Annotated in this window: 28 protein-coding genes; 10 read left to right on the top strand and 18 right to left on the bottom strand. The window is 48.6% G+C overall.

The features are described 5' to 3' along the window. Window positions 1–60: 60 nt before the first annotated feature. Window positions 61–1,179, bottom strand: coding sequence for an aminotransferase (locus FC96_RS08090; RefSeq protein ID WP_056942627.1), 1,119 nt, complete (start codon window positions 1,177–1,179; stop codon window positions 61–63). 158 nt (window positions 1,180–1,337) lie between these two features. On the opposite strand from FC96_RS08090, the gene FC96_RS08085 reads away from it, so the two are divergent. Beyond that, window positions 1,338–1,814: a GNAT family N-acetyltransferase gene (locus FC96_RS08085; RefSeq protein ID WP_054660872.1), complete on the top strand. Its 477-nt coding sequence runs from the start codon at window positions 1,338–1,340 to the stop codon at window positions 1,812–1,814. A 30-nt stretch (window positions 1,815–1,844) separates the two neighbouring features. Next, complete coding sequence (locus tag FC96_RS08080; protein ID WP_054660874.1) at window positions 1,845–2,564, top strand: hypothetical protein; 720 nt, start codon at window positions 1,845–1,847, stop codon at window positions 2,562–2,564. A 96-nt stretch (window positions 2,565–2,660) separates the two neighbouring features. Here the strand turns inward: FC96_RS08080 and FC96_RS08075 are convergent, their stop codons facing one another. The 3 genes from FC96_RS08075 to yjeM form a co-directional block, all read right to left on the bottom strand. After that, window positions 2,661–4,250, bottom strand: a complete 1,590-nt coding sequence (locus FC96_RS08075; protein WP_056942626.1) for a hypothetical protein — start codon at window positions 4,248–4,250, stop codon at window positions 2,661–2,663. Further along, the gene (locus FC96_RS08070; protein ID WP_056942625.1) at window positions 4,243–5,010 is read right to left on the bottom strand and encodes an ABC transporter ATP-binding protein; all 768 of its coding nucleotides are present in this window, start codon (window positions 5,008–5,010) and stop codon (window positions 4,243–4,245) included. Before FC96_RS08070 ends, FC96_RS08075 begins: the two co-directional genes overlap by 8 nt. A gap of 136 nt (window positions 5,011–5,146) precedes the next feature. Then, entirely contained in the window at window positions 5,147–6,643 is a 1,497-nt protein-coding gene (yjeM, locus tag FC96_RS08065; protein ID WP_056942624.1) for a glutamate/gamma-aminobutyrate family transporter YjeM, read from the bottom strand. Window positions 6,644–7,190: 547 nt separating this feature from the next. Here yjeM and FC96_RS08060 point away from each other — a divergent pair. Then, the gene (locus tag FC96_RS08060; protein ID WP_054660881.1) at window positions 7,191–8,180 is read left to right on the top strand and encodes a ketopantoate reductase family protein; all 990 of its coding nucleotides are present in this window, start codon (window positions 7,191–7,193) and stop codon (window positions 8,178–8,180) included. 95 nt (window positions 8,181–8,275) lie between these two features. Here the strand turns inward: FC96_RS08060 and FC96_RS08055 are convergent, their stop codons facing one another. Then, on the bottom strand, window positions 8,276–9,232 hold the full coding sequence (locus FC96_RS08055) for an aldo/keto reductase (RefSeq protein ID WP_056942623.1): 957 nt from the start codon (window positions 9,230–9,232) through the stop codon (window positions 8,276–8,278). Between the two features lie 153 nt (window positions 9,233–9,385). On the opposite strand from FC96_RS08055, the gene FC96_RS08050 reads away from it, so the two are divergent. Beyond that, entirely contained in the window at window positions 9,386–9,796 is a 411-nt protein-coding gene (locus tag FC96_RS08050; protein ID WP_054660883.1) for a peptide deformylase, read from the top strand. Between the two features lie 20 nt (window positions 9,797–9,816). After that, entirely contained in the window at window positions 9,817–10,467 is a 651-nt protein-coding gene (locus FC96_RS08045; protein WP_056942622.1) for a phosphatase PAP2 family protein, read from the top strand. 89 nt (window positions 10,468–10,556) lie between these two features. Here FC96_RS08045 and FC96_RS08040 read toward each other — a convergent pair whose 3' ends face one another. From FC96_RS08040 to FC96_RS07980, 13 genes are all read right to left on the bottom strand, one after another. Continuing rightward, entirely contained in the window at window positions 10,557–11,159 is a 603-nt protein-coding gene (locus FC96_RS08040; protein WP_056942621.1) for a hypothetical protein, read from the bottom strand. Between the two features lie 226 nt (window positions 11,160–11,385). Continuing rightward, window positions 11,386–12,768 carry a branched-chain amino acid transport system II carrier protein gene (brnQ, locus tag FC96_RS08035; RefSeq protein WP_082593461.1) on the bottom strand — a complete coding sequence of 461 codons (1,383 nt, stop codon included), beginning with the start codon at window positions 12,766–12,768 and terminating at the stop codon, window positions 11,386–11,388. Between the two features lie 430 nt (window positions 12,769–13,198). After that, complete coding sequence (locus tag FC96_RS08030; RefSeq protein ID WP_252192326.1) at window positions 13,199–13,543, bottom strand: ArsR/SmtB family transcription factor; 345 nt, start codon at window positions 13,541–13,543, stop codon at window positions 13,199–13,201. Window positions 13,544–13,670: 127 nt separating this feature from the next. After that, window positions 13,671–14,285, bottom strand: a complete 615-nt coding sequence (locus tag FC96_RS08025) for a TetR/AcrR family transcriptional regulator (RefSeq protein WP_056942619.1) — start codon at window positions 14,283–14,285, stop codon at window positions 13,671–13,673. 53 nt (window positions 14,286–14,338) lie between these two features. Beyond that, on the bottom strand, window positions 14,339–15,706 hold the full coding sequence (locus FC96_RS08020; RefSeq protein ID WP_056942618.1) for an Nramp family divalent metal transporter: 1,368 nt from the start codon (window positions 15,704–15,706) through the stop codon (window positions 14,339–14,341). Window positions 15,707–16,037: 331 nt separating this feature from the next. Continuing rightward, window positions 16,038–17,015 (bottom strand): aldo/keto reductase, encoded by a 978-nt coding sequence (locus FC96_RS08015; protein ID WP_054660895.1) that lies wholly within the window; start codon window positions 17,013–17,015, stop codon window positions 16,038–16,040. Between the two features lie 61 nt (window positions 17,016–17,076). Then, window positions 17,077–17,688, bottom strand: a complete 612-nt coding sequence (locus FC96_RS08010; protein WP_056942617.1) for a cation efflux transmembrane domain-containing protein — start codon at window positions 17,686–17,688, stop codon at window positions 17,077–17,079. Window positions 17,689–17,867: 179 nt separating this feature from the next. Beyond that, complete coding sequence (locus FC96_RS08005; RefSeq protein ID WP_056942616.1) at window positions 17,868–19,562, bottom strand: oleate hydratase; 1,695 nt, start codon at window positions 19,560–19,562, stop codon at window positions 17,868–17,870. 110 nt (window positions 19,563–19,672) lie between these two features. Beyond that, complete coding sequence (locus tag FC96_RS08000) at window positions 19,673–20,230, bottom strand: TetR-like C-terminal domain-containing protein (protein WP_056942615.1); 558 nt, start codon at window positions 20,228–20,230, stop codon at window positions 19,673–19,675. Window positions 20,231–20,363: 133 nt separating this feature from the next. Continuing rightward, window positions 20,364–20,921, bottom strand: coding sequence for a TetR/AcrR family transcriptional regulator C-terminal domain-containing protein (locus FC96_RS07995; RefSeq protein WP_056942614.1), 558 nt, complete (start codon window positions 20,919–20,921; stop codon window positions 20,364–20,366). A gap of 98 nt (window positions 20,922–21,019) precedes the next feature. Continuing rightward, on the bottom strand, window positions 21,020–21,490 hold the full coding sequence (locus tag FC96_RS07990) for a glutathione peroxidase (RefSeq protein ID WP_054660903.1): 471 nt from the start codon (window positions 21,488–21,490) through the stop codon (window positions 21,020–21,022). Window positions 21,491–21,630: 140 nt separating this feature from the next. Further along, window positions 21,631–21,981 (bottom strand): fluoride efflux transporter FluC, encoded by a 351-nt coding sequence (locus FC96_RS07985; protein ID WP_056942613.1) that lies wholly within the window; start codon window positions 21,979–21,981, stop codon window positions 21,631–21,633. Further along, complete coding sequence (locus FC96_RS07980) at window positions 21,975–22,349, bottom strand: fluoride efflux transporter FluC (RefSeq protein ID WP_054660907.1); 375 nt, start codon at window positions 22,347–22,349, stop codon at window positions 21,975–21,977. The genes FC96_RS07985 and FC96_RS07980 overlap by 7 nt, the downstream gene beginning before the upstream one ends. A 301-nt stretch (window positions 22,350–22,650) precedes the next feature. On the opposite strand from FC96_RS07980, the gene FC96_RS07975 reads away from it, so the two are divergent. The 5 genes from FC96_RS07975 to FC96_RS07955 all read left to right on the top strand — a co-directional run bounded on the left by FC96_RS07975 (window position 22,651) and on the right by FC96_RS07955 (window position 24,943). Beyond that, entirely contained in the window at window positions 22,651–22,851 is a 201-nt protein-coding gene (locus FC96_RS07975; RefSeq protein WP_054660909.1) for a cold-shock protein, read from the top strand. A 173-nt stretch (window positions 22,852–23,024) separates the two neighbouring features. After that, window positions 23,025–23,267, top strand: a complete 243-nt coding sequence (locus FC96_RS07970; protein ID WP_054660911.1) for a YdeI/OmpD-associated family protein — start codon at window positions 23,025–23,027, stop codon at window positions 23,265–23,267. Window position 23,268: 1 nt separating this feature from the next. Next, window positions 23,269–24,033, top strand: a complete 765-nt coding sequence (yaaA, locus tag FC96_RS07965; protein ID WP_056942612.1) for a peroxide stress protein YaaA — start codon at window positions 23,269–23,271, stop codon at window positions 24,031–24,033. Between the two features lie 33 nt (window positions 24,034–24,066). After that, a complete protein-coding gene (locus tag FC96_RS07960) occupies window positions 24,067–24,462 on the top strand; it encodes an iron-sulfur cluster biosynthesis family protein (RefSeq protein WP_054660913.1) in 396 nt (131 codons plus the stop codon). A gap of 79 nt (window positions 24,463–24,541) precedes the next feature. Continuing rightward, window positions 24,542–24,943 carry a pyridoxamine 5'-phosphate oxidase family protein gene (locus tag FC96_RS07955; protein ID WP_054660915.1) on the top strand — a complete coding sequence of 134 codons (402 nt, stop codon included), beginning with the start codon at window positions 24,542–24,544 and terminating at the stop codon, window positions 24,941–24,943.

The raw sequence follows: 24,943 nt of genomic DNA, 5'->3' as shown, positions 1-24,943 counted from the left end.
ATAAACTAAAATGTCCGAAAAAAAGCCCACATCACCCGCTGTGATGTGGCTTAAATCAGTTTAAACGTCATGGAGGGCGTCAGATAGGAGCGACAGCCCCCGTTCAAGGGTCGCTTTGGGTGCACAATAGCCTAGTCGAACATGCCCAGGCATATCAAACCGGTTGCCAGGGACCAAAAGGACACCTTTTTCCTGCAGAATCTTAATGCAGAAGGCTTCCGTTTGATCGGCTGGAATCTCTAGTTTCGGAAACGAGGTGGACACCCCTTCTGGCAACACCACACTCGCCTTGGGCTCAGCGGCAATCCAATCCTTATAAATGGCCAGGTTCTCCGTCACCAAGCGCCGATTACGGGCTAAAACTTGGTCGCGATGGGCCAAGATGTGAACTGCCATCATGTCGTTAAATACCCCACAGCAAATCACCGTGTAGTCCCGGTATTTTCGGAACCGATTGGCAATCGACAGGTTCGACGCCGTCCAGCCCACCCGGATACCGGGCATAGAATACGTTTTGGATAGGGAATTTGTGGCAATTCCCTTATCATACAGGTCAACGATTGACGCGAACTGCTCAGAGTGCGTCAATGGATAGTAGACCTCATCAACTAAGACGTACGCCCCCACCGATGACGCCAAATCCACAACCTGCTGTAAAAAGGCCCGGTCTAAAATCGTCCCAGTCGGATTGTTGGCATTATTTAAACAAATCATGGTCGTGTCTGGGCGAATTAATCGCTTCAATTCTTCAATATCAGGGTACCAGTCAGCTGATTCACGAATGTGCCAAAAATCGACCTCAGCTCCCAACGACTTGGGAATATCATAAAGCTGTTGATAGGAGGGGTACTCTGCAATGACATGGTCACCCGGCTTGATGAGGGCGTATAAGGCCAGGTGATTCGCCCCAGTTGCGCCGTTGGTCTGCAATATGCCATCAACATCAACGTGCTGATACAACTTTGCAACCTCCCGCTTAAAGGCGGGTGACCCCTCAATCCAGCCGTAATTCATTTTCGCCGCATCAAGTTTTTCGTAAAACGTGGCCCCACCTTGACCATCTAGGTTCAGTGCTTCATTCATCGTCATCGACGCGATCGTACTTTGAGCAATATCAACGGTTGCTTTTGTTTCCCATTCGTTTAGCCACTCTTCAACACCAAATCCCGCAATTTCCATACCACTACCTCCAGAGGATCATTCGTTATTTTAATCATACGATACTTCGCCGGCCAGTGGCACCCTTAAGTTGAACCGCGGGCCATCATTCACGCACTTCTCACCACACCACTGCATTTTTCACGTATAATATTCAGTAAAAACAGGGGGAATCCGTCATGCACTTACACACTTTAACGCAAGAATCACCTGATTGGGCATATTGGGCAAAAGAAATTGCCAGCATCGATTGGGCCGCTGGCGCGTACCTCGCCAAGAAAATGACCACGACCAAGTTTCTGCCATGGGAACGGGTCATTGTCGCCGAAGACGGCGATCGGCTAGTGGGCTGTTGTGCCCTGCTGGCTAAGGACATCGTTGAAAACACCACCGCGACCCCGTTCATCAGTACCGTGTACGTCGTCCCCGACTACCGCGGTCACCATATCAGCCAGCAACTGGTCATTCGGGCCGAACGGGAAGCCGAGGCTGCGCATTTCAAGTCCACATTTATTGCAACCGAACACATGGGGCTGTATGAAAAACTGGGCTATTCTGAATTTACCCGGGAACCCGACATTTTTGGTCGTGAAATGCGGCTACTGGCTCGGTCGTTTCCCAAAGACGACCCATTTGGCCACTTACCAAATGGTTAACTTAATCTGATACCTAAAGGAGATGAGCGTTTGGCTGACGCTCGGATAAAATTAGCGCCATTTGTTCAAACTCGCCAACCGTTTACAGCAGTCGTTGGCAAAATGACCCACCATCATAATCATCACGGGGCAAGCGAACCCGTCCTATTACTGACCGATGTTCACCATCAATCAACCGGTGAACAAGTGGCCGACCACATCTGGGTGCCTTTTACAGCCCAGATGGCCGCCGCCGTGGGTCACGAATTGTTCACCAACGACCAACTTGCTTTTACGGCCAAAATTACCACCTACCGCATTCACCGGGACAACATTACCGAGCAACAACACCAAGTCGCGACCGCAAATCATGACCGTCGCCAACGCGCTAGCGCTGCCTTTCGAGCCCAATATCATGACTGGGAAGTGCTCCGACAAACCTTGCTCGACACAAACGCACTAGTTGATCAGGCTGTTACGGCCGGCACACTTTCAGATGAGCAGGCCAAGACCATCAAAGCCGAAAACCAGCGCACCTACCAGGACCAAGAGCCCCATCGCGAATTGGCACCACGCCTGGCCATTCCGCAACACCGGGACTACCAACTTGTCGAGCTTCAGGCGTTTCGGGTGACCAAATCCCGACGGCCACATCGCGGTTGGCAACGAACAGCGTATGACCCTAAACGTTGGTCAGACCGCCGTTACACTAGATTTTTAGCTGCTCGCAGTATGGCCTATCAACGCGGCGTGTATTTTGACGCCTTCTAAATCAGTCGCTGGTTCCCTATTACCCGCCGTCACGAATAGGACGCATCCGAAAGGGCTCGTTACCGCCTTTTTGGATGCGTCCTATTTGTGTCACAGTTAGTGCAAATTTTCGGTGAGGTGAGCTGACCAATAGTGCCAATCAAACCACCAGACGACGAGCGCGCCCACTGCAAGTAACACCAGCAAAACTAATCCGGTTGCTACCAGACCGCCCATTACTGAAATCGCCATATAATCCATGAACACCACTATAGCCCCAATAATATATCCGCCGAAAATCACGGCAAAGGTCAAAAAGTTGCCGCCCCCGCGGTTGAACAAGGTGGTCACGTTACTCCAATCCAGATCACGAAGCCGCCAATCGCGGGCAAAATAAACCACGCTCATCAGATAAACGCCAACCAGTAACCCCGCTATCAGCGCAGCGGTATGCCAGACTGGAAGTTGCAAAAATACAGCGACGGCTACTGCTAAAACAGCGACCATCAACGCTTGAACCCCGTAGACGGTCCAGAACTTGATACGAAGATATCGTTTCAGGCTAATTGGCATCGCCAAAATATACTCTAAATTAGCCCGGTCCAGTGAAATACTGACGCTCACTAACGAACTACTATTAACCGTAATCGCGCCGGCCAGCACACCAACCACAAGAAATAGACCGCTAAAACGGATTGGTAGTGCGGCAATGGCCGCTCGGGAATGGCTATCCGTCAAGAGCCCCGCTCCCATCATAATAAAGGGCAATAATGTCATCGAAACAGCTTGAAGCAGGAGCGTTGGGCTTTGCAAAAGGCCTAGATTATACCGAACCAAGCGTTGCCGAAAACTCCGCTGAACCACTTGGTGTGGCTTCCGGGTAACCATTGTCGACCGGGTTGGCCCAACCAAAAACTGGTTAAGCAACCATCGATCCGTCCCCCATGCCAGCACGGCGACAAGAATAACCAGGCTACCAATCAGCCCACCGCTTGCCAGCGACAGCGGATTGGTGACCGCGTCGTGGAACCAATTCAAAACTGGGATCCCCGCCGTCACGCTTGTAGTGCTGGCCGTCGAAAAGTTTAACATCAAAATGCCCGCCATCATGGCCGCAAATGAGATGAATAAAAGCCCGAATGTGACCAACTTTTGGTGCTGTTGGAACAACTTGGTTCGCGCTAGCCCAAAAACGATAAAGGCCCCAAGCAGCGTCATCAGCGCCACCACTAATCCAAACAATAACAGACCAACGACAACGGCTAAAACTGGGTTAACTGCCGCTTTGAAACCGGTGGCCACAAATACGTACAAAATTGGCAGTGTCATCGGCGCCACGGCAATCAGCACCACCATCATTTTGGCGAGAAAAACGAGCCGAGCACTGATGGGGAGCGGCAAGTAGGCCGCCTGATCCTTACTCTCAAAAAAGACGTTATTAATAATTGAAATGCCCTGACTCAGGGAAAAAATTGCAAACACGCCAAGAAAGTTATCGAACAGGCCCTTATTACGAACCAGATCAACCATCGTCAGTAAAAAACCATACAGCACCGCTAGCATCAACCCCGCTAAGACGTACTGCCGAACCAACGCCCATGTCAGTCGCCGATTACTACGCGATCGTTGCCGAAGCTTTTGGGTTGATTGCGGATTGGCGTAGAGTAAATTGATTCGAATCAACTGACCCAAGACACTTTTATTCATGCTGGTCCGCCCCTTCCAATTCCCGCCAGACTTCGTCATTTTCGGGGCGCCCAGCTAGCTTGAGGTAAATGCTTTCCAGATTTTCATCAGGCATCGTGGCTAGTAATTGATCAACTCGCCCGTTGTAGATCAACTTCCCCGATTTTAGAATCGCTAGCTCATCACAAAGTTCCTGAGCAGTCGCCAAAACGTGGGTTGAAAACACCACCGTTTTCCCCTCATCAGCATGGCGGCGCATCAGCAGTTTTAAATCGTAAGCGGCCTGGGGATCCAAGCCAGTCATTGGTTCGTCTAGAATCCAAACATCGGGATCTGGCAACAGCGCCCCGATGATGATTGCTTTTTGGCGCATCCCATGAGAAAAATCGGCCATTGGTGTACTAATGCTATCTTGCATATTAAATAACCGGACCAGTTCGTCTTGGCGCTGCGCCCGAGCCGTTGGATCCACCTCATAGGCCGACGCTAGCAAGTCCCAGTAATCACCAGCGGTCAACTCCAGAAACAAGTCCGGACTATCCGGCACGTAGCCAATTTTGCGTTTAACCGCTAACCGGTTGCCTGCCAAATCCAAATCGTCAACGCTAATCGTCCCACTAGTGGGCGCAATCACACTCACTAAACTTTTTAATGTCGTTGATTTTCCCGCCCCATTATGACCAAGAAAGCCAAAAATCTCCCCGCTTGGAATCGTCAGACTCAAGTCAGCCAAGGCAACTTTATCACCGTAATGCTTACTAAGATGTTGGAACCTTATCATGAGATCGCTTCCTTCCTTTGACGCTCATTGTGCCAGATGGGCGCCACCCTGTAAATGCTCAATCCCTGCTTAGTACGATAAAAAGGCGGCCAAACCGGTTATTACTAGCCGGTTTGGCCGCCCATTACTTTTTTAGTTACCGCGACTGGCGCTTGGCCCGTTGCTGATACTGTAAGAATCCCCAGGCTACCAAGCCAAAGAAGACCGGTCCGATAATGGTCCAAAAGGCGGTGACGTAGTCGTGTTGAATCAACGGTTCCGCACAACTAAAGCCAATCCCAGCCACTAGCACAATCATCACAACCGTCACGATAAGGTTGGTCACGAATCGATTATTGTAAACGTGGAAACTGTAATCGAGATCTTGACGCCGCTTGAAGAACGGAAAAGCCCCAATTAAAAACAGGTATGGAAACGACGTTGACACGTTCGCCATGTCCGTTAAAATCGTGTAGAATTGGGCTGCTGCTGCACCACCGAAGGATACTAGCGCAATCAAAATAACGACCACCCCAGCTTGAACCCACATGGCAAAGGCTGGCATGCCATTTTGGTTAACCTGCGTCATTTTTTTCGGCCAAAAATCAGGATTCGAGCCCATAATGAACGATTTTAAAGGTGAATAAACCAGCACAGAAAACGACCCAATGTAAGCCAAAAACATGCTTAGGCCGGTAAACCGAGCAAACGCAGCACCTAATCCCATCGCTGCCGTTGCTGACAGGCCAAGACTGTGACCAAGCATCGACCCCAGATTACTCATCAACACGTAAGTAATATTTCCAAGGTTAACCCCCTTTGCACCGACCACTGACTGCCAATTTGCACTGACACCCCACATGAAGATGATCAGCGAATAGGCAACTGTAATGAAAATGGTCCCGATAATGAGTCCCTTAGGGAAGTTTTTTTCCGAGTGCTTCACGCTATCAATCACGCCACCCAAAGATTCTGCTCCAGCATAGGCAAAGACAGCGTACACTGCAAAGGAAGCAAGGGCAATCGGTGACTGAAAGGCGGTGCTCGGTGATTGAAGGAAGCTCTTCATGCCGTGAATTGGCTCCGCTAACTGACCATGATTGCTGAACCAGACAATGAGACTTGCCAGTAAAAAGACCACCGTCAACAGACTAACAAAAAACCCCCCCACAGACGCAAACTTAGTAATCGTCTCAACGCCCCGAACGGACGACCAGGTGAGCCCAAGAATTAAGAAAATCCCCAATACACCAATGACCTGTGTGGAGGACAATCCCATGACCGTCCAGCTTTGCGTGGCATCGTGACCCGCAAAAACGGTTGAAAATGGAATCCAAATCTTGGCGGCAGTCGACACCATCCAAACGACCCAGGAAGCTAACCAAATAAACGTGCCAATGAAGGCCAAGCGCTCCCCAATTGACGCGGCTAACCAGGAATAAATTCCCCCTTTAGCATCCTTAAATGCAGACCCGTATTCAGCAAACATGAGTGAGCTTGGAATCATGAATAATAACGCTGAAATTACATACCATATAATACTTGCGTAGCCCATTTGGTCGTAGGCAACGGTTGTGTTCGCAAACCCATAAATCGTTGTAAACAGCATCATGATTAAGCCAAGCAGCGAAATCTGTTTTGTTTTTTCGGTCATTAACGTCTTCCCCTATTTTGCAAGTTTTTTGCATATTTATTCTAACTCATTTAGGTTAATCCCCTGGGGTGCGACAGGCAATCCTTATGGCAAAACTTTTAGTATTTTATCGCACTGCCATTTAAGAACTTAAGGTTCCCCCGTTTGTCTTAATTAAAGCCGTCTCCGGTGAAAAACAACCAAATAAATGGCTTAAAGATTAAAAAAAGATTTGACATCTCTCATTCTCGTGTTAAACTGAACCCAACTTAATAAAACGAATGCGTTGACGAGGACCCATACCAGTCATTTAAGCGATCCCGGATAGTGAGAGCGGGAAACCGACATGGTTAATCACCTCGTAGCATCTTTTGTAAACGCCATGCTAGTAACAAAAGACGGAGTCATCCTCCGATATCATCCTGAATCTGTGTTGGCAGATTAAGTCTCACTTGGCGACAAGTGGGTAAAATTAAAGGTGGTAACGTACGCAAGTGCCCTTTAAGTCAGTATGACTTAAAGGGCACTTTTTCGTTTTATTGAAATTATTGATTGGGAGTGACAACATATGAAATTTACGGTAGTGGGATCAGGCGCAATGGGCCTACGATACGGCGTTTTGTTACAGGAAGCAGGCAATGACGTGGACTTTGTGGATGGCTGGCAGCCTCACGTGGAAAAGATGCGCCAGCAAGGCGGCGTTTATGTGTCACGGGACCATCAAGACCGCCATTTAGTCCCCGTCAACGTCTACTATCCTGAAGAATACGCAGGCAATCCAGACTGCTACATCTTCTTTATGAAGCAAATGCAACTTGACGACATGCTGAAGCGTTGTGCGCACTTCTTTAAGCCCAACCAGTACGCCTTTACTTGTATGAACGGAATGGGCCACGTCGAAAAGCTCTTAAATTATTTCAAACCCAGCAAGGTGATCGCCGGCACAGCGCTAGTCGCCACCGTTCTTAACGGCCCCGGCGACGTGGACTTCATTGGTAAGCCCGGTGCTGGGTCCATGAACCTAGCAAACTACACCGAACAACCCGATGATTTTACCCACCAACTTGTGGGTCAATTGGATAAAGCTCATTTTCACCCTAACCTGACCACGAACTTCATGGGCACCCTATTAGCCAAAGTCGTCTTCAACTCCGTGGTGAACACGCTGTGCACCATGTTTGAGATGACCATGGGTGAATATGCTGATTATGAAGGTGCCAATGACATGAGCCGTCAGCTCATCGATGAAGCTTACGACGTGTGCGAACGGGCCGGCGTTCAGATGCTCAATACCCGCCAGGAGGAACTGGACAGTGTTAACTATGTCAGCAAGGTTGCCAACCCCCTCCATTACCCATCCATGTATCAGGATATGCACCACTACCGGCCAACCGAAGTCGACTATATCAACGGCTACCTCGTTAAGCTCGGGCGCAAGTACCGCTATGAGGCTAAGACCCACGCGTTCTTAACTCACGAAGTTCACTTGGCTGAGCGGGGCAAGCAACGCGAACTAGCTCAACTATCAGCGGCTGAGAAGCGCCAGTTAACGGCGTAACGACTGGTCAACGCCATTTGCAACCCTAAAAAGAATGCGAAAAGCTTGGTGGCGCCAAGTTTTCCGCATTCTTTTGTTGTTTGTTTTGCTAAGGCTTACGGTAACGTATTCCCAGCCGCGAAGTACAAGTCGTACCACTCTTGCGCGTCTAACACAATGTCACCACCGTTAGCCGAATCCGTAATGTGCGCTGGCGTCATGGTCCCCAGTAACACTTGCATGTTAGCTGGGTGGCGAAGAATCCACGCCGTGGCAATGGCGTTCTTAGAGACACCATACTTATCAGCTAAGGCTTGCAACTTGGTGTTCAACTCTGGAAACTTAGGATTATCGATGAACGGCCCGCCAAACATCCCGAACTGGAACGGTGACCAGGTTTGAATGGTCATCTGTTTCAACCGACTATACTCAAGGATTCCACCGTCGTGATCAACGCTGCCGTCATCCTTCATATTAGTGTGAATGCCGAAGTCGACCATCCCACTGTGCATCAAGCTAAATTGCAACTGATTAATGATCAATCGTTGGTTAAGCGCGGCCTGAACGAGATCAACTTGCCGGGGGTTAAAGTTGGATACCCCAAAATACCGAACCTTCCCGGCCCGCGTCAACGTGTCAAAAGCGTCACTGATTTGCTCAGGTTCCATTAGGGTGTCAGGCCGGTGAAGGAGAAAACTATCCAGGTAATCGACCCCCATCCGTTTCAAAATACCATCGACAGCGTCAATCAAATGTTGCTTTGAAAAATCATAACGTTGGCCAAATACCAAATCACCGTGGCTGCGCTCTGGATCCAAAACAATGCCACCTTTGGATTGAATGACAAAGTCATCCCGGCTCAGACTCGTCTTTTTAAGGGCTTCGCCAAAGACGGTTTCAGAGTGCCCATTACCATAAATATCAGCTGAATCAATCATGGTAATGCCGTGGTCGTGCGCTGTTTCCAAGACGTTAGCCGCCTGATCACTATCAAGTGCCGTCATCCGCATGATCCCTAAAGCAACGGCCGACGTTTCTAAAGCGTCAAGCCCACCAAGTTTTACTTGTTTCATTGATAACCGCTCCTCTCAAAATAGCTTAGCTACAACACCCATAGTATATCACGCATTCCGCCGATTAATGCCCACCATCTTTACCCCAATTTAAATTGCTTTTGCCGAATCACTCCCCCTATAATAGACCTAGTTCACTCTGGGAGGCGCGCTATGAAACGACCCATTAATAAAAACACCCTGACATTACAACAACCATCCGTGGTCGCAACACCAGCTGACCGCCAAGTTGTCACTGATTTACTCGATACCTTAGTTGCCCACAAAGCCGAAGCAGTCGGCTTAGCAGCGAATATGATTAGTCAAAATAAACGCATCATTGCGCTGTTCATCGGCCCACTCCCGGTCGCCATGATCAATCCGACCATCACGGCTAAAAGTGGCCCGTACCAAACCACTGAGGGGTGTTTATCCCTGGCTGGACAACGCCAGACGACGCGTTATCAACAAATCACCGTGACGTATCAAACGACCGCCTTTGCGTCGCAGCACCAAACGTTTACCGATTTTACAGCCCAAATCATTCAACACGAGCTCGACCACTGCAACGGTATCTTAATCTAACATCTCTGGGGGGCATTATCTTGAAACAAATATCAAAGTACCGGTTAAGTGTGTTTGGCCTTAGCTGGCTGGCGGTAGCCGTCTGGACAACGATTGTCGTCAGCCGCTTTCAACCGCTTCGGCATCTGGATCATCAATTCTTAAGGATTCTGAGGGCCAATGGCCGGCCTGGCCTCACAACATTCTTTAACGTGGTGACAGCAATGGCTGATCCGACGACCGTGATGATTTTAGGACTGACCATTACCATCGCACTATGGCTAATGCGGCAAAATCCGCTCGCCCTCAAAACCATCGTCTTTATCGTCTTAGGAAATCTTGTTGTCCACGGCGTCAAAGTCTTAGTCGCCCGACCGCGACCGCTTCAACAAATGGTGCCAGCTACCGGCTTCAGTTTCCCGAGCGGCCACACGTTCAATGCAGTGCTCATTGCTATTTTATTTTGGGAAATTATCGCCATCGTGCTACAACACCAAAGTACCCGTGTAATAGTAGCCGCCCTATTGATTGTCTGGGTCGGGCTGGTCGGACTATCGCGAATGTACTTACAAGTTCACTTTCCGTCCGATATTATCGGGGGACTCTTCTTTGGCTGGGCCTGGTTTGAAACAACGGAATTAATGTTTGAACTTCTCCACATTCCGTCCCGGTTTGGCACCCACCGGTTTTAAGAACGCCAACTGAATCAGTAAAACAAAGGGGCGCCCTGCTATAAACCGTCATCGGTTTGGCAGGGCACCCCTTTTATTTGAAGAATCTTTTACCGTTTCAAACGGTCTAATAGAGAATCAGGACCATTATTCGCAGGACGGCGGCCCGTTTCATACGGGTTTTCTTTGACTAATTTTGCAAACTTAGGATAACCGCTGGCATTCAACTCCGCAAATAACGCGTAGACGGACTCACTATCCACCGCGTTTGTTTGCAACTGGGCCAGCGCCTTAATTTCCTGGTTGGCAAACATCAGGTAGTAAACCTTAAACCCATCCTTCATCAAGTAACCGTAGGCCACTAGCAGCGCGAGGCCAAGCCCCCAGATACCAACAATGGCCCACGTCGTTGACTGGCTAACCGTCTGTACGGCAGCCACACTGGTTAATTGAGTCAAACCAGCCCAGTTCCGTGAAATGACAAGATAGGCCAAAATGACCAGTAACGTGAAAATCAGGGCCCATCGGCCAGCCGCCTGACTTGCAAGTCGACGGGCTTCTCGCCACCGTTTTTGGCGATCATTATTGATAAGCGTTGTTTGGTTAATTTGCCGCCGCAAATCGCGGTCCCGAAACATTTTAACCAATAGTTGCCAACGGTCTTGTTGGCTAAGGGCGACAAATTCTGAATCAATATCACTGTAGGTTATCACGTTAACGCCTCCTGGATTGAAGTCTCCCTTCCATCCTAAGGATAATTGGGCCCGAAGTAAATACACACAATGGGCGAAACTGTGACCCCACGAGGCCCGACAACTCAGCTCTTAACTGCAAATAGCGACCGACTTGCAGGCAAGTCGATCGCTACGCTGTTCAGTCTGGCGAACCGCCAGTATGTGTGCCAAAACTTGGCAAATGATGTTCTATGTGTGATCACAACTAGATCTTGTTTTTCTCAGAGCCTAAAGTTGGAGCAGGCGTCAAGTTCATTAACTTGGCAATAATCCAGCTCCCCAACAGGCCAACCAACATGAATGGGAAGAAATCCAAGCCCACATTGAAGAGTGGCACCGTATGGCCGGCCCAAGTGTTGATTGAAGAGAAAAAGCTCATGTTAGCAAAGAATGGTGGTAACGTATGAATGCCATCTAAAATGGCGGGAATAGTCGTTAAGGCAATCGTTGCTTTGTAAATCAACGGGTTCTTGCCGATAAACGGGTGTAACATACCTAAGAAGATGAGCGCCATGGCAAACGGATAAATAAATGAAAGCAAAGGTGTCGAATATAAAATAATTTGGGTTAACCCAAAGTTAGCGATAATAAAAGCACCGAGACAGCTGATCGTTAGGAAAAAGTGGTACCCCAACCGTGGGAACCGGTTTCCCCAGTCCTGCGACAGCGCCGCCATCATACCAATACATGAGGTGATGCAGGCCAAAAACGTCACAGCTCCTAAAATCGCGGTCCCAGCGAGCCCCGTATAATGGGTCATAATTTGGGTGAAGGCTGAGCCCCCTTCAGGCGTTAGCTTAAGGTATTTCAAACTCGAAGCACCCAGCGCAATTAAAAAGATGTAAATGAGGGACTCGAGGCCCATGCTGATTGCCCCAACCTTAGCGACTGCTTTGGAACGATCCTTGGCACTGGTCAGTCCGAACAGTTTCAAGGCTGCAATAATCGTGACCCCGAATCCAAGACCTGCTAGCGCGTCCATCGTGTTGTACCCTTGTAGAAACCCGTTAATCAGATTAGCATTGGCCCCGGTTCCAGTGGGTAAAATATTGATGTGTCGCAGATCACCTTTGATAATGAAGGCCATGAAGAAGATAAAGGCCAACAAGGCAAGCAGGATTGGGTTCAATAGCTTTCCCACATAATCTGTGATTTTGCTCTGGTTAAACGACAACAGGTAAGCGATACCGAAGAACAAAGCGGAGAAAATCAGTAACCCGATTTGGTCAAATTGCTTTGGTAAAAACGGTTGAATGCCAATGGCAAACGTGGTGGTTGCCGTCCGTGGTGAGGCCACTAGGATTCCAAGCGTCAGGTGAATCAGGATCAAAAAGAATAACGCAAACTTCTTGCCTGCGGGTAAGGCCAAGTCGTAGGCACTGTTGCTCCGCGTCAGACTAATCGCAAGAATGGATAAAAGGGGCAATAAGATAGCAGTAAGCAAAAATCCAATGGTGGCTGGTCCCCAGTTACCAGCACTTAACTGACCTAAATGAATGGGAAAAATCAGGTTCCCAGCACCGAAGAATAAACCGAAAAGTAATGATCCTAAAATTAAGTATTGGCGTTTGGTTAACGTTTTATTCATATTGATTCCTCCTGTTAGTGGGGGATAACTAAAAAACGCCCTTAGCTTTCGCTAAGGACGTTTTCACGCGTTACCACCTTGTTTTCTGACCACCTCACGATGGTCAGCTTAGAAAGTACAGTCAATCGGATGCGCAATCCGCTGACGATACTTCATTGCTGTAATGGGCGCACTCCCAGCGGCCACTTCGGAATTCCGTCGCGGCCACGACTTGTAGATTACTTTCATTATCAGTTCAGTTACCCCGTCTCACTAATCAGGGCTCCCTTTGAACATTCCTGATAACTACTCTTCTACGCGTAGTCTTTAATCAAAAATATTTAAATATTGTATGGTGATAATAATACTCGAAATTAATGAGATGTCAATGAGAAATTTAAATTAAATTTCATCATATCCCGAATTCCTGCTTAAACAATACTTCTCAGAGTTACTGCCCGTGCCGTTTCCCCCGAATCACGTGATCCACGTGTTCCAACATCTCGTTAACCACGTCTAAGATGTGCGGATCATCTAGTTGGTAATAGTTGGCCTTGCCCACGCGCTCAGCCGAAACTAGCTGGTGTTTGCGCAACGCGGCTAACTGGTGTGAGACGGCTGACTGTTCCAGGCCCAACAGTTCGCCGAGCTCGCTAACGTTTAATTCTCGCTCTTCTAGCGCTTTTAACATTTGTAGCCGAGTCGGATTACTCAACAATTTAAAAATTCGTTCCGATTCTTTCAAGCGCTGATCATCAATTAAATCAATTTCTGATAACGATTGTTCCTTCGTCAATTTGATCCCTCCGCTACCGATAACGTTGTCACTCATTATAGCATTTTATCGGCCCCACCTGCGCCAAATCCTGGCAATAGTAAAGGGTCGGTTAGCACCAAAACTTCTGGCTAACCAACCCTAATTTTCACGAACTGGCGCGAGGCATCATTTGAAACAGGCATGCTAATTCATGCGCAACCGTCTGCCGAGCGGCTGGCGAAATCGTCTGGAGATTTCGAATGAGAAGCTCATCGTAAAACACCTTTTGAAAGATAGCGGCAATAATGCTGGCAAGGTTCAGACGTGTCTGGTCGGGGAGGCCGGCATAGGCCTGATCGGTCGCTAATAAGTGGCTGAGATGATTGCCGACCATCTCAATGGCTTGCGTTATCCATTCTGCTTGGGTCCCCGATAAAACCGAGCGCTCCCGAATGGTAATAATGAACGATTGATAGCTAGCTTCACTTTGAAATGCGTCACATAACGCTTCAAAAATCCCCATGATTTGTTGCGTTAACGACTGGCCTTCGGCTTTGACCTCAGCTGCTTTAAACAAGCTGAGCCGATGACTCACTCCTGACTGAACAATGGTTTCCAAAATTTCTTGTTTGCCGTGGGGAAAATAATAATACAACAACCCTTCAGCTGTCTTGGCAGTCCGACTAATTTGCCGGGTTGTAGTCGCGTTGTACCCTTTTTTGGCAAACAACTCACGAGCAGTTTTTAAAATCAGCGTCCGTTGGGCTTCACTTTTTTTCATCATAACCTCCTGACAATATCAAAAAATCGACGACTTGTGCGTCGATTTTCTTGTTAAGCCATGACCCCCAACGTCTGGAGAATCAAGTAAATGTTAAGGATGATCAAAACGATGGCAGAGAGCCAAGAAGCGTACTTAATCCAAGCGTGGTTCGCAAACTCGCCCATGACCTTCTTGTTACTCGTAAACATCACCAGCGGAATAATGGCGAATGGCAGGGCCACACTTAAGAATACTTGAGAAAACGTCAATAGGTTTTCAATCTTAGCTTCGTTGCCGTGGTAGTAAATGGCAAAGATCAAGACCGGCGTCACAGAGAGCAGTCGCGTAATGAGCCGTTGTAACCACAGCGGAGCCTTAACTCGGATGAAGCCTTCCATCACAATCTGACCGGATAAAGTCCCGGTAATCGTTGAGCTCTGGCCTGACGATAGCAGGGCAACCGCGAACAACATACTCAACATTGGACTGGCAATAGCGCCGACGATCTGACTGTTATTTAACGCATTGAACAGGTCAACGAAGCGGCCCAGTGAACTGTGCGTGCCATAAAACAGAGCAGCTCCCAAAATCAGCAGCAAACTGTTAACGATGAACGCCAAGAATAATTGTAAGTTAGAATCAATCGTGGAGAACCGCACAGCCTTGGCTAACTCATCGCGGTTTCGCCGATCCACCTTCCGGGTTTGTGAAATGGATGACCCCAGGTACAAGTCGTGCGGCATGACCGTGGCGCCGATAATCCCAAGTGATAAGTAAAGCATCGAATGGTTCGTCAAAATATCACTGGTGGGAATGTACCCGCTCAAAATACCGCCAATACTTGGTTCGGCCAAGAACACTTCGTAAGCGAAAACCATCAATATGACCGCTACCAAAGTGGCCACAATAGCCTCAATCTTACGGAACCCCAGCCGCATCAACAGTAACAAGATCAAAACGTCTGCGGTGGTAATCAAGATCCCCACAATCAATGGGATGTTAAACAACAGCTTGATGGCAATCGCAGACCCGATAATTTCGGCAATATCGGTCGCCATAATGGCCAATTCAGCGATAATCCAGAGGATGAACCCCATCGACTTGCTGGTCTTTTCCCGCGTCATTTGGGCGAGATCCTTACCCGTGACAATACCCAGCTTAGCTGCCATGGATTGAAGCATCATGGCAATCAAGCTTGAAATCAAAATAACAGCTAACAACCGGTACTTGTACTGCGCACCACCGGCAATTGAGGTGATCCAGTTCCCCGGATCCATGTAACCAACGGCAATCAAAATGCCAGGGCCAGTGTAAGCCGCTAACGTCTTGAAAAAGCCAGCATTCTTAGGGACTTCAACACTACCGTTCACTTCATCGAGACTCTTGTTTGTCCCGTCAGTCGTGGTCAGGTGCTTCGTCTTCATTGTGGTGTCCTTCATGAGAAAAACCTCTTTTCTATTGGTTTAGAAATTCGGCACTAATTTGAAACGACTCGTGAAATGGACGAATTAATCGACTTTCAATCCATATCGGCACGGATTGAAACCTGATTAATGCGGCTATTTCGCTACGCTCAAATGTCAGGGCTAATTCTAATTTTGAGCGCTCGCTCAATTTCCAACACTCAATATACACCCATTTTCAAATAATACAAGCATTTAAAAATATTTTTCATCAGTTTCCAATAAAAAGTTGTCGGTACCAAACTTTTTTCAACAATAAAAAAAACCGACCTCCTCAGAAGTCGGTCGGTACCCGTTGTGACGCGGTTTACCACAAATACGCCACCGGATTTTTAATATAGTGATCATACACGTCTTGAACAACGGCCATTTGCTCGCTCGTCAAGGCCGGTAATGCTGCGGCACTTGTATTTCGGTTAATCTGATTCGGGTTGCTAGCTCCCGGAATAACTGCCGACACTGCATCGTACATCAGAATATAGCGAAGCGCCATACCAGCTAAGTCATCCGTCCCAAGACGCGCTTTTAGCTCATCGGCTGCCTTCACCCCCGTCGCGTAGTCCACTCCAGAGAAGGTTTCACCTTTGTCAAAGGCGGCCCCGTCCCGGTTGAAGCTCCGGTGGTCGGCTTTGTCAAAGGCCGTTTCCAGTGTGTAACGGCCCGTCAACAGACCGCTAGCCAATGGTACCCGGGCCAAGACACCCACGTCATGTTGCTTAGCAAGATCGAAGAACAGGTTAGCGGGCCGCAACCGGAACATGTTGAAGATAATTTCAACAGCTGAAATACCGTAGTCTAACGACTTAATCCCCTCTTCGACTTTTTCAACGCTGACGCCATAGTTTTTCAACTTACCCTCACGCTTCAACTGCTCAAGGGTTTCAAACGTTTCAGGTTGGTAGTAAACGCTCGTTGGCGGGCAGTGCAAGAGCACCAGATCCAGACTATCGAGGCCCATATTGCGCAATGACGCGTCGACGTAGCGTTTAATGTGATCTGGATCAAAATGCGTTGCTGTTAGTGGCATCTCCTTACGGCCGATTTTAGTTGAAAAATGCACATCAGGATGGGTCTTAACGAACTGGCCGACCGCCTTTTCACTTTCACCATCCTGATAACCATCAGCGGTGTCGAAGTAGTTAACCCCATGGTCGTAGGCGGCCTGAAGTGTTGCTTGCGCATCCTGCGGGTCAAACGGAGCACCCCATTTTCCCCCTAACTGCCAGGTTCCTAACGAAACCTCACTAATTTCAAAGCCGGTTTTTCCAAAATGCCGTGTTTGCATGCCGACGCCTCCATAGATTTGTTTCCTCTGTCATACCATGCTCTCCGATTGCCGTCAACAACTAGTCGCCTGAAAAGGCCTCCCAGCCTTCGCTAGCGATAAAGTAGACTAGGACTAAAGCAGCCAGAGAATCAGTCCACCACCAGCCAAGTAACGCCGTGAGAATGGCGCCAATCAAGACGGTCGCTGCCATGTACGCACAAGTGATGTTACACAGGCCGTCTTCAATGAGCGCTGGCGAATGAAGGGCCTGGCCCAACCGGCGCTTTTGAATGGTCAAGATTGGCATCAAGATGACTGACGCCACCGCGATAGCCATCCCTGAAAAGCTTGTATCTGCAGCCGCATGAGTGACTAGGTTTGTGATCGACACAATGGTCACATAAGCCGCCAATAATAGTAGCACACTGCCCACAATGCGAGCCGACCGCCGCTCTGCTCGCTCGATTTCAGGTTGACCAGCCCCATTGGCCTCCTTTTTGAGTCGCCAAATTAACGCCCCACCCGAAATGATTTCCAACAAACTATCCAACCCAAAAGCAATGAGTAAAATCGAGCCAGCCTTTAACCCCGACCAGAACCCAACTAAGAATTCAAATGTCATCCAGCCAACTGATAAATACTCGATTGTTAAACTTTTCGTGACGAGTTTTGCTTGTCCAGAATTTGTCATGATTTACCCCCGTTATATATGATTATCTATTCATATGAATATTACAACATGTGTAACGTGGGTGCAACTGCTTTTTGGCGGGTCTCCTTGGTTCCAGATAAAAGCCGAGGTCGACTTGAGAACCTACTCAAATCGACCTCGGCTTTTATGCCGTGACTTGTTAAATCTCTGTGTGTCCCTTACATCATCATTTTCTTAGTTGCCCGGGCCAAAGTCTTGGGATCGCGGTCATATCGTGGCGTCTCAACCAGCTGACTCATCGGAATACCAGCAAAGTGAAAGGCGGCAATTTCACCCGACCGCACCGCACTTTGTTCCGTGAAGACCATCTGATACGGTTGTTCAACAAACTCACCGGTAAACGCCAGATTGTTGGAATGCGCTGGAATCACTTCTGGTCGGTCGCTCTTAGCCCGGTTATTAAAGAGGGCCGACGCATATGGCATGTAAACCGGGATGTTATTGACAACACTATCCATAATCGCTGCCTTTTTGTCCATGATGTTACCAGGACCAGGATCTACTTTCGATAGCTGACCCAGCAATTCGGCCACCATTTCTTCGCCGGTCATCTTAATATAAGCCTTATCCACAAATTCACCACGCCGCCGTGGGTACAAGAAGTAACCCCAAATGACTGACTCGTTAGGCTTTTGGCTTGTAAAGTGGGGCTGGTGGTGGACAACAATCGACATGTTAACGTCCCGTTGTCCAAGTGGGGTAATGGGTTGCGTAGAAACAAACGAATTAAGCGCGTTGCCTGGGACCTGAGTCGTAATTCTAGTAATTTCGTTTAACAGCAAGTGGTTCTTCGTCGTCAATGTAAAGCTCACCCACTCGCTAGCGTTTCGGTCCGCAAAGAACTTATCTGGATTGCCAAGATTGTAGAAATGATCCGTCGCCTTTTTCCACAGACCTGACGCTGCGCCATAGTCCATGTTTTCAGCAGCTGGATGCGTGAGATCACCAAACGTCGCCGAATCGGTGATTGAGCCGTTGGTGAAGAACACTGCAGTATCGTCATCCACCGCCACGTGCTCTGATTCACCGGTCTCAATATTTTGCATTTCCAACCCCGTCACCTTGATTTCGTCTTGCATGGCCGTTGTGGCAAACTGCCAGTCCATCACGCGGCGGTTCAACACAAACGTCACGTGCTGGGCTTCCAAGTACTTAATGATGGGATTCATAATACTTTCAAACTGGTTATACCGGGTCCGATTGACCCCGACCAAATGCTCAATTTGCGTAAATTCATAGATCATCATATGCATGTATCGGCGTAATTCCTGAGCTGAACTTTGCGTCCGAAAGGCAAAGGTGGTCTCCCACATCAACCAAAAGTTCGTCTCAAAAAAGTGCGGGGACCGCTTAAAGTAGTCGGCAATCGACACATTATCCAGTTGTTCTTCCTTTGAATCCGGCATTAACACCAGCTTACTTAATAGGAGGCGGTCATGATTATTTAGCCCCAAATGACCACCATTGATAATTCCCTGGTCGGCTGACATTAAGCGTGCCTTGTCAAACGTCCGGTGTTTTCGATCAAAATCACGAGTATCCTCAGCTGCCGTCATCCCCGGTTCAGTCACGGATGGGACTCGGTCCAACAGGTCCATGAGGTCAACGTACGTCCGGTAGTTCAGCATCCGTCCCCCACGAGCAATGAACCCGTGTTGGTTTTCGAGTGGATGGTTCTCATTCCAATAATTATCTTTAAAATCGGCCACGGTCGCGCCGTCGTTTGACCCGTGATCATCAATCGAATAAAACGTGATGCGGTCACCTTGCCAGTGACCTTCTTGAATCAGGTAAACAGCAGCGGCCAGGTTCGCTAGCCCGGCACCAATCATAACGGCTTTATGTTTAATCATAGGAATCCCTCCAGATAATTAATTGACAATTCAACCTTTTACACCTTCATTATAGGACCGTTTCAGCCAATAAAAAATGGGCAACCTTGCCGGTTTGCCCAAAAACCCCGTTATTCAGATTTAGTCGCCTGTCGAATTGCGTTTTCAATGGCCCCATCCAGACCGATTTCCGCACGGTGATACAATACTTCTTGATCATCCTGCAGCCCCGTGGCCAACCACTGGACCAATTGCATCACAATGGCCCCGCCATAGAAGTCCATAATGGCCGCTTCAACTTCTTCATCGACGCTGACGGCTGCATCCCGAACAACGCCTTGAACCATTTGCCGCGCTACCGAGACTAAAAAATCTTCCAAAAGTTGCCGGTCTAATGATCGAAAACACTGCAAGCAAAAGTGCCGGTTCAACGCCACATAATCCAACATCCGTCGATAACCATCCTGCCACCGACTGAGCTTCGTGTAGGGTTCCAATTCAACAATCACATCGTTGTCTAACGTCCAAGCTAATAAGTCGTGGAGGTCGCTAAAGTGATAGTAAAAGGTGTTGCGTGTCACCTGTGCCGTTTCGGCAATCATTTCAATTGTGATCTTGTTTAGCGGCGTCGTTTCCGTGCATTTTTTTAGCGCGGCCGCCAACCGCCGTTTGGTGGAATCTACCGTCACGGTGATCGCCCCCTTGCTCATTCATTTTATCGGGTCAAGACTGGCTGAACAATGCACAATTCTTCTGAAACTGTGCGTCGAATCGAGCTCATGCGCCGGTCAGTCAATACCAGGTCAAATTTTCTGAAATTAGCTATGATGGCTGTCGCTTTCTCCTGATTATTCGGTGAACCGTCCCCGCCATGACAATTTCAGCCCGCCGCATCAACACTGCCTGATTAGTTGTTAACTCATCTGTCAGCCACTGCTCGATTTGCATCACAAGGGCACCACCCAAAAAATCGGCAACCGCCTCTTCGACCTCTTTATCGGGGTGCTGTTTCACCTCCGAAACCGTCTTTCGGATCAACTGTTTGGCCAACGTCCACAAAAAATTAATTAACAATTGACGGTCAGCAGAATGAAAACAGGCCAAGCAAAATTGCCGATGCTCGGCCACGTAGTCAAGCATCAATTGATAATCATCCTGCCACCGACTGTTTTCGGCTGACTGCTGCAGTTGATCAACGATGTTTTGATCAAATATCCAGGCTAACAGATAATGAACATCGCCAAAATGATAATAAAAAGTTGTCCGTGTCACCTTCGCTTTTTCGACGATCATCTCAATTGTGACCTTCTTTAAATCCGTTGTTGTCATACATTCTTTCAACGCTTCAGCTAATCGCTGTCTTGTTTGTGCACTCCTCATATCTACTGTCCCCCCGGACTCCTAATAATTTGTCGCAATCCCCCCAGATTTAATCTTAGATTCACCCAGTTACTTGTACCAACATGTTGCTAAGGCCCCTACTCCCTTAACGCTTGTTGAATCGCCGGCTCGATTTTTGCCGGCTTGGCCATTGGTGCGTATCGGTGTCGCAAGTGGCCATCCTTACCAATTAAAAATTTGGTGTAGTTCCACTTGATTTTGCCGTGACCAGACTCGGCTTTTAAATACGTGAATAGCGGGTCCTCTTCGGCACCATTGACCCGCACTCGCTTGGTCATGGGAAAGGTGACACCGTAGTGAACCTGACAGTAATCGCTGGCTTCCGCGTCGGTAGCCAACTCCTGCTTAAACTGATTTGACGGCAGCCCCAAAACAACTAACCCCTGGTCCTGATAAGTCTGATAGAGCCGTTCTAACCCTTCCAACTGTGGGGCCAAGCCACACTTGCTAGCGGTATTCACAACTAACACGACCTGACCACGATAGCGACTCAAATCCAAAACGTCGCCGTTCATCTCAGTTTCCTTAAACTCATAAATTGTTGTCATTGTCACCCTTCTCTCGTATTATTTCTTAATGGTAGTTTACCCTACTTTGACCATTTTAAGCCAATTCAATTGACCACAATTAAGATTTATTTTTCAAGCCAGTGACGTTCAGTGGGGCCTAACCCTAACAGGTGTTTTTCTTAAACGATCAGCCCAACGACGGCCGCCGCCACCCCTAACCCAGATGATAAAACAAAGTACCCGAAGGCGATTGAGGGGCGTTTTTTATGCAGGGTCACGACTTCATTGGTAAACGTTGAAAACGTGGTGAACCCGGCAAGAAATCCACTACTCAACTGCCAGCTTAAACTCGCCGAATTCAAGTGGCTCACTGCTAGTCCCAGACAAAAGGCCCCGACGAGGTTGATCACTAGCGTGGCAACTGGCAGCCGAACCGTCTTGAACAACACATTTCCGGCCCGGGTGACCCCGTATCGAAGGACCGCGCCAACGGTGCCAGCCAAACTCATGACGATAACGTTCATTACCATTGAGTCTTCCTCCTGGCGATTGCCCGGTCCGTTAAAGTAACCCCCGTCCAAGCGGCGCCATAGCCAAGGGCAAGACTAATCAGCCAATAAACTGCTCCCCACGGTTGCTGCAAAGTGACGGTGTCCACACAAAAGGTCGAAAAAGTCGTGAAGGTCCCGACAAAGCCAACGCTTAAACCGGTTAAAATGGTGTCAGATACCGGTAGCCAGAGCGGTAACAACCCGGTCACAACGGCTAGTAACAGCGACCCGGCCACGTTGATCAAAATTGTCATGAGTGCGTGATGAGAACCCGCTAACTGAGTAAGGGTGAGGCGTAACAAAGCGCCTAAAAACCCGAACCCCGCAATTGCAATTATCTTTTTCACTCGTGTTCCTCCATTCCATTTTTCTCATTAGTTAGCGTATCGCGCGACCACCCCATGCGCAATATCAAAATAAAGTTAATTAATTGTTAGGCTGCCAAAAGAGCGTCCCAGTCACGTTACAACAAACTGACCCACAAAAATGCGAGCGTCCGGCCTTGCTATTTAGTGCTAACCATGTTAAGTTACTTAGTAATGTATTCATTAACTTCGAAACAAGGCTTTTGTTCGCGAGAATGACTCCTTTATTCAGAGTAATCAATGCAAAATATTTCGCGCTATGCGCAACGGAGGTTTCATTCTTATGGAACAAGGTACTGTTAAATGGTTTAACGGCGACAAGGGTTTTGGTTTTATCACTTTGGACAACGGTTCAGACGTATTCGTTCACTTCAGCGCCATCAACATTGATGGTTACAAGACGCTTGAAGAAAACCAAAAGGTTACTTTGGACGTTGAAGACGGCGATCGTGGCCCACAAGCTGTTAACGTTACGCCAGCTTAATGATTAGCTGGGACACCCGGAGCTCATTTGAGCCCGGGTGTTTTTTTACGTCATTTTTTAAGCGCAGCCGCCTATTTTATCCCAACAAAGCCCACCTTTGGGCTTTTTTTAGTGATTTGACCAATCACCGGTAAATTGCTACAGTAAATTCAACGAGAAAGGACGTGACTCCCGTGGCCCAAAAACCACTTTCAGAATACGAGCAAAACATCCCTGACGTCGCCCAGTTACTCAGCGATGACGCCACTATGCAACAGTTTTTCAACGCCTTAACACCCGGCTACCAACGCGAGTGGGCCCGCTTCATTTTCGGTACCGCAACCGAGGCAACAAAGCAACGCCATATTGACCAAATGAAGACGGTCTTTAACGCCGGATTCAAGTCAAAGCGCGCCTACGATCAGCGGGCAAAGTAAGATGAAGATCATCATTGCGCCAGCCAAGAAAATGGTCGTTGATCAGGATAGCTTCGACGTTGCGGACCACCCCCAATACCTGGCAGAGGCGCAACGCATTCTGGCCGTCATGCAGACCCTAACCTACGAACAGGCGAAAACGATGTGGCATGCCAGTGACAAACTCGCCCAACCGGCCTTTGAAGTGCTCCAACACACCGATTTGACCCGTCAATTGACCCCGGCACTCATCGCCTACTCTGGTATTCAATACCAATACATGGCACCTGGAGTTTTTACGGCGCCAGCCTTAGCCTACGTTCAAGAAAACCTCCGCATTCTTAGTGGATTTTACGGCATCCTGCGGCCATTCGACGGGATTGTGCCCTATCGTTTAGAGATGCGGTCAGCCATTCAGATTGATCACAGCGCCAACCTTTATGATTTCTGGGGCGCTAAGCTCTACACCGCATTGCATTTTGATCAGGGGCCGGTCGTGAACCTAGCGTCTAAAGAATACGCCGCCGCAATTACGCCGTACATGCAGGCTGACGACCAACTCATCACCGTCAAATTCGGTAGCCTCATTGACGGTCAGCTCAAGACCCGCGCGACTCACGCTAAAATGGCCCGGGGTGAAATGGTCCGGTACATGGCCGAAAACAACGTCACGACTGTCGACCAACTCCGAGCCTTTCACCACGCACACTTTCAATTCGACCCGACCCGATCCACTGCGACCACCCTCACGTTTGTTGAACCGGCGGCCCCTTACCACCAGCGGTGAATCGCGCCAAAAAACGTCAGAGGAGGATTCACCATGCTCAACTTACACGTGACGCCATCGATGCAACAGCTGATGGCTGACAAACGACTCAGCGACCGACCGTTATTGCTCATTACCGATGATGGTGGTGGCCGATACTCTCTTTCCGGCGGCGCGTGCACGATTGGGGCTAAGTTTTCTCTCATTGTGCTAACCGCTCCGGACGCGCGCTACCCCCTCTCGATTCAAAATGATGCGGACTGGTCTCTGAAGACTTCCGATTATGATGCGGCATTCATGGGGCCTGGCCTTGTATTGGACTACAAAAATCATCAAATCCAGCTACGAGATAACGCTGGCCTGCTTGACAGTGCCGTTGAGATTGCGGATGGCGCCGCAGTCCTTGCCGCCTTCAACCAAGGGATCGTCGCCAAGGGCGAAAGTTGCTAGAACGCTTTTCTTGACTTTAATTCGCTAGCCCTTATGATGGTGGCAACATCAATCATGAATAGTGAGGAGCGAATTAAACATGGCAACGTTAACTGATGAAATGAAGCAATACGTGAGTGACAACTTAGGGTACCTGGCAACCGTCGATGAGAACGGGGAACCAGACCTTGGACCCAAGATGAGTCTGCGAGTATTGGATGATCACCGCTTAATTTACAATGAAATGACGGGTAAAGTCATCTTTTCAGACATCAAGGCCAACGGCAAGATTTTGGCCGCCTTTGCTAATAAGGCAAACCTGCGAGGGTATCGGTTTGGCGGTCACGCAACGCCTTACACGGAAGGCGACTACTTCGACAATGCCGTCGCTTTCTCCAAGGCCAACAATTTGCCCGCACCGATTGCCGCTGTTGTCATCGACATTGACACCATCTGGACCCTCGATGCCGGGCCAAAAGCTGGCGAGTTGTATCACGAATAA

Source organism: Secundilactobacillus kimchicus JCM 15530 (assembly GCF_001433995.1).
Taxonomy (GTDB): Bacteria; Bacillota; Bacilli; order Lactobacillales; family Lactobacillaceae; genus Secundilactobacillus; species Secundilactobacillus kimchicus.
The sequence above is the reverse complement of the archived record's forward strand: the minus strand, read 5'-3'. Positions and strand labels throughout refer to the sequence as shown.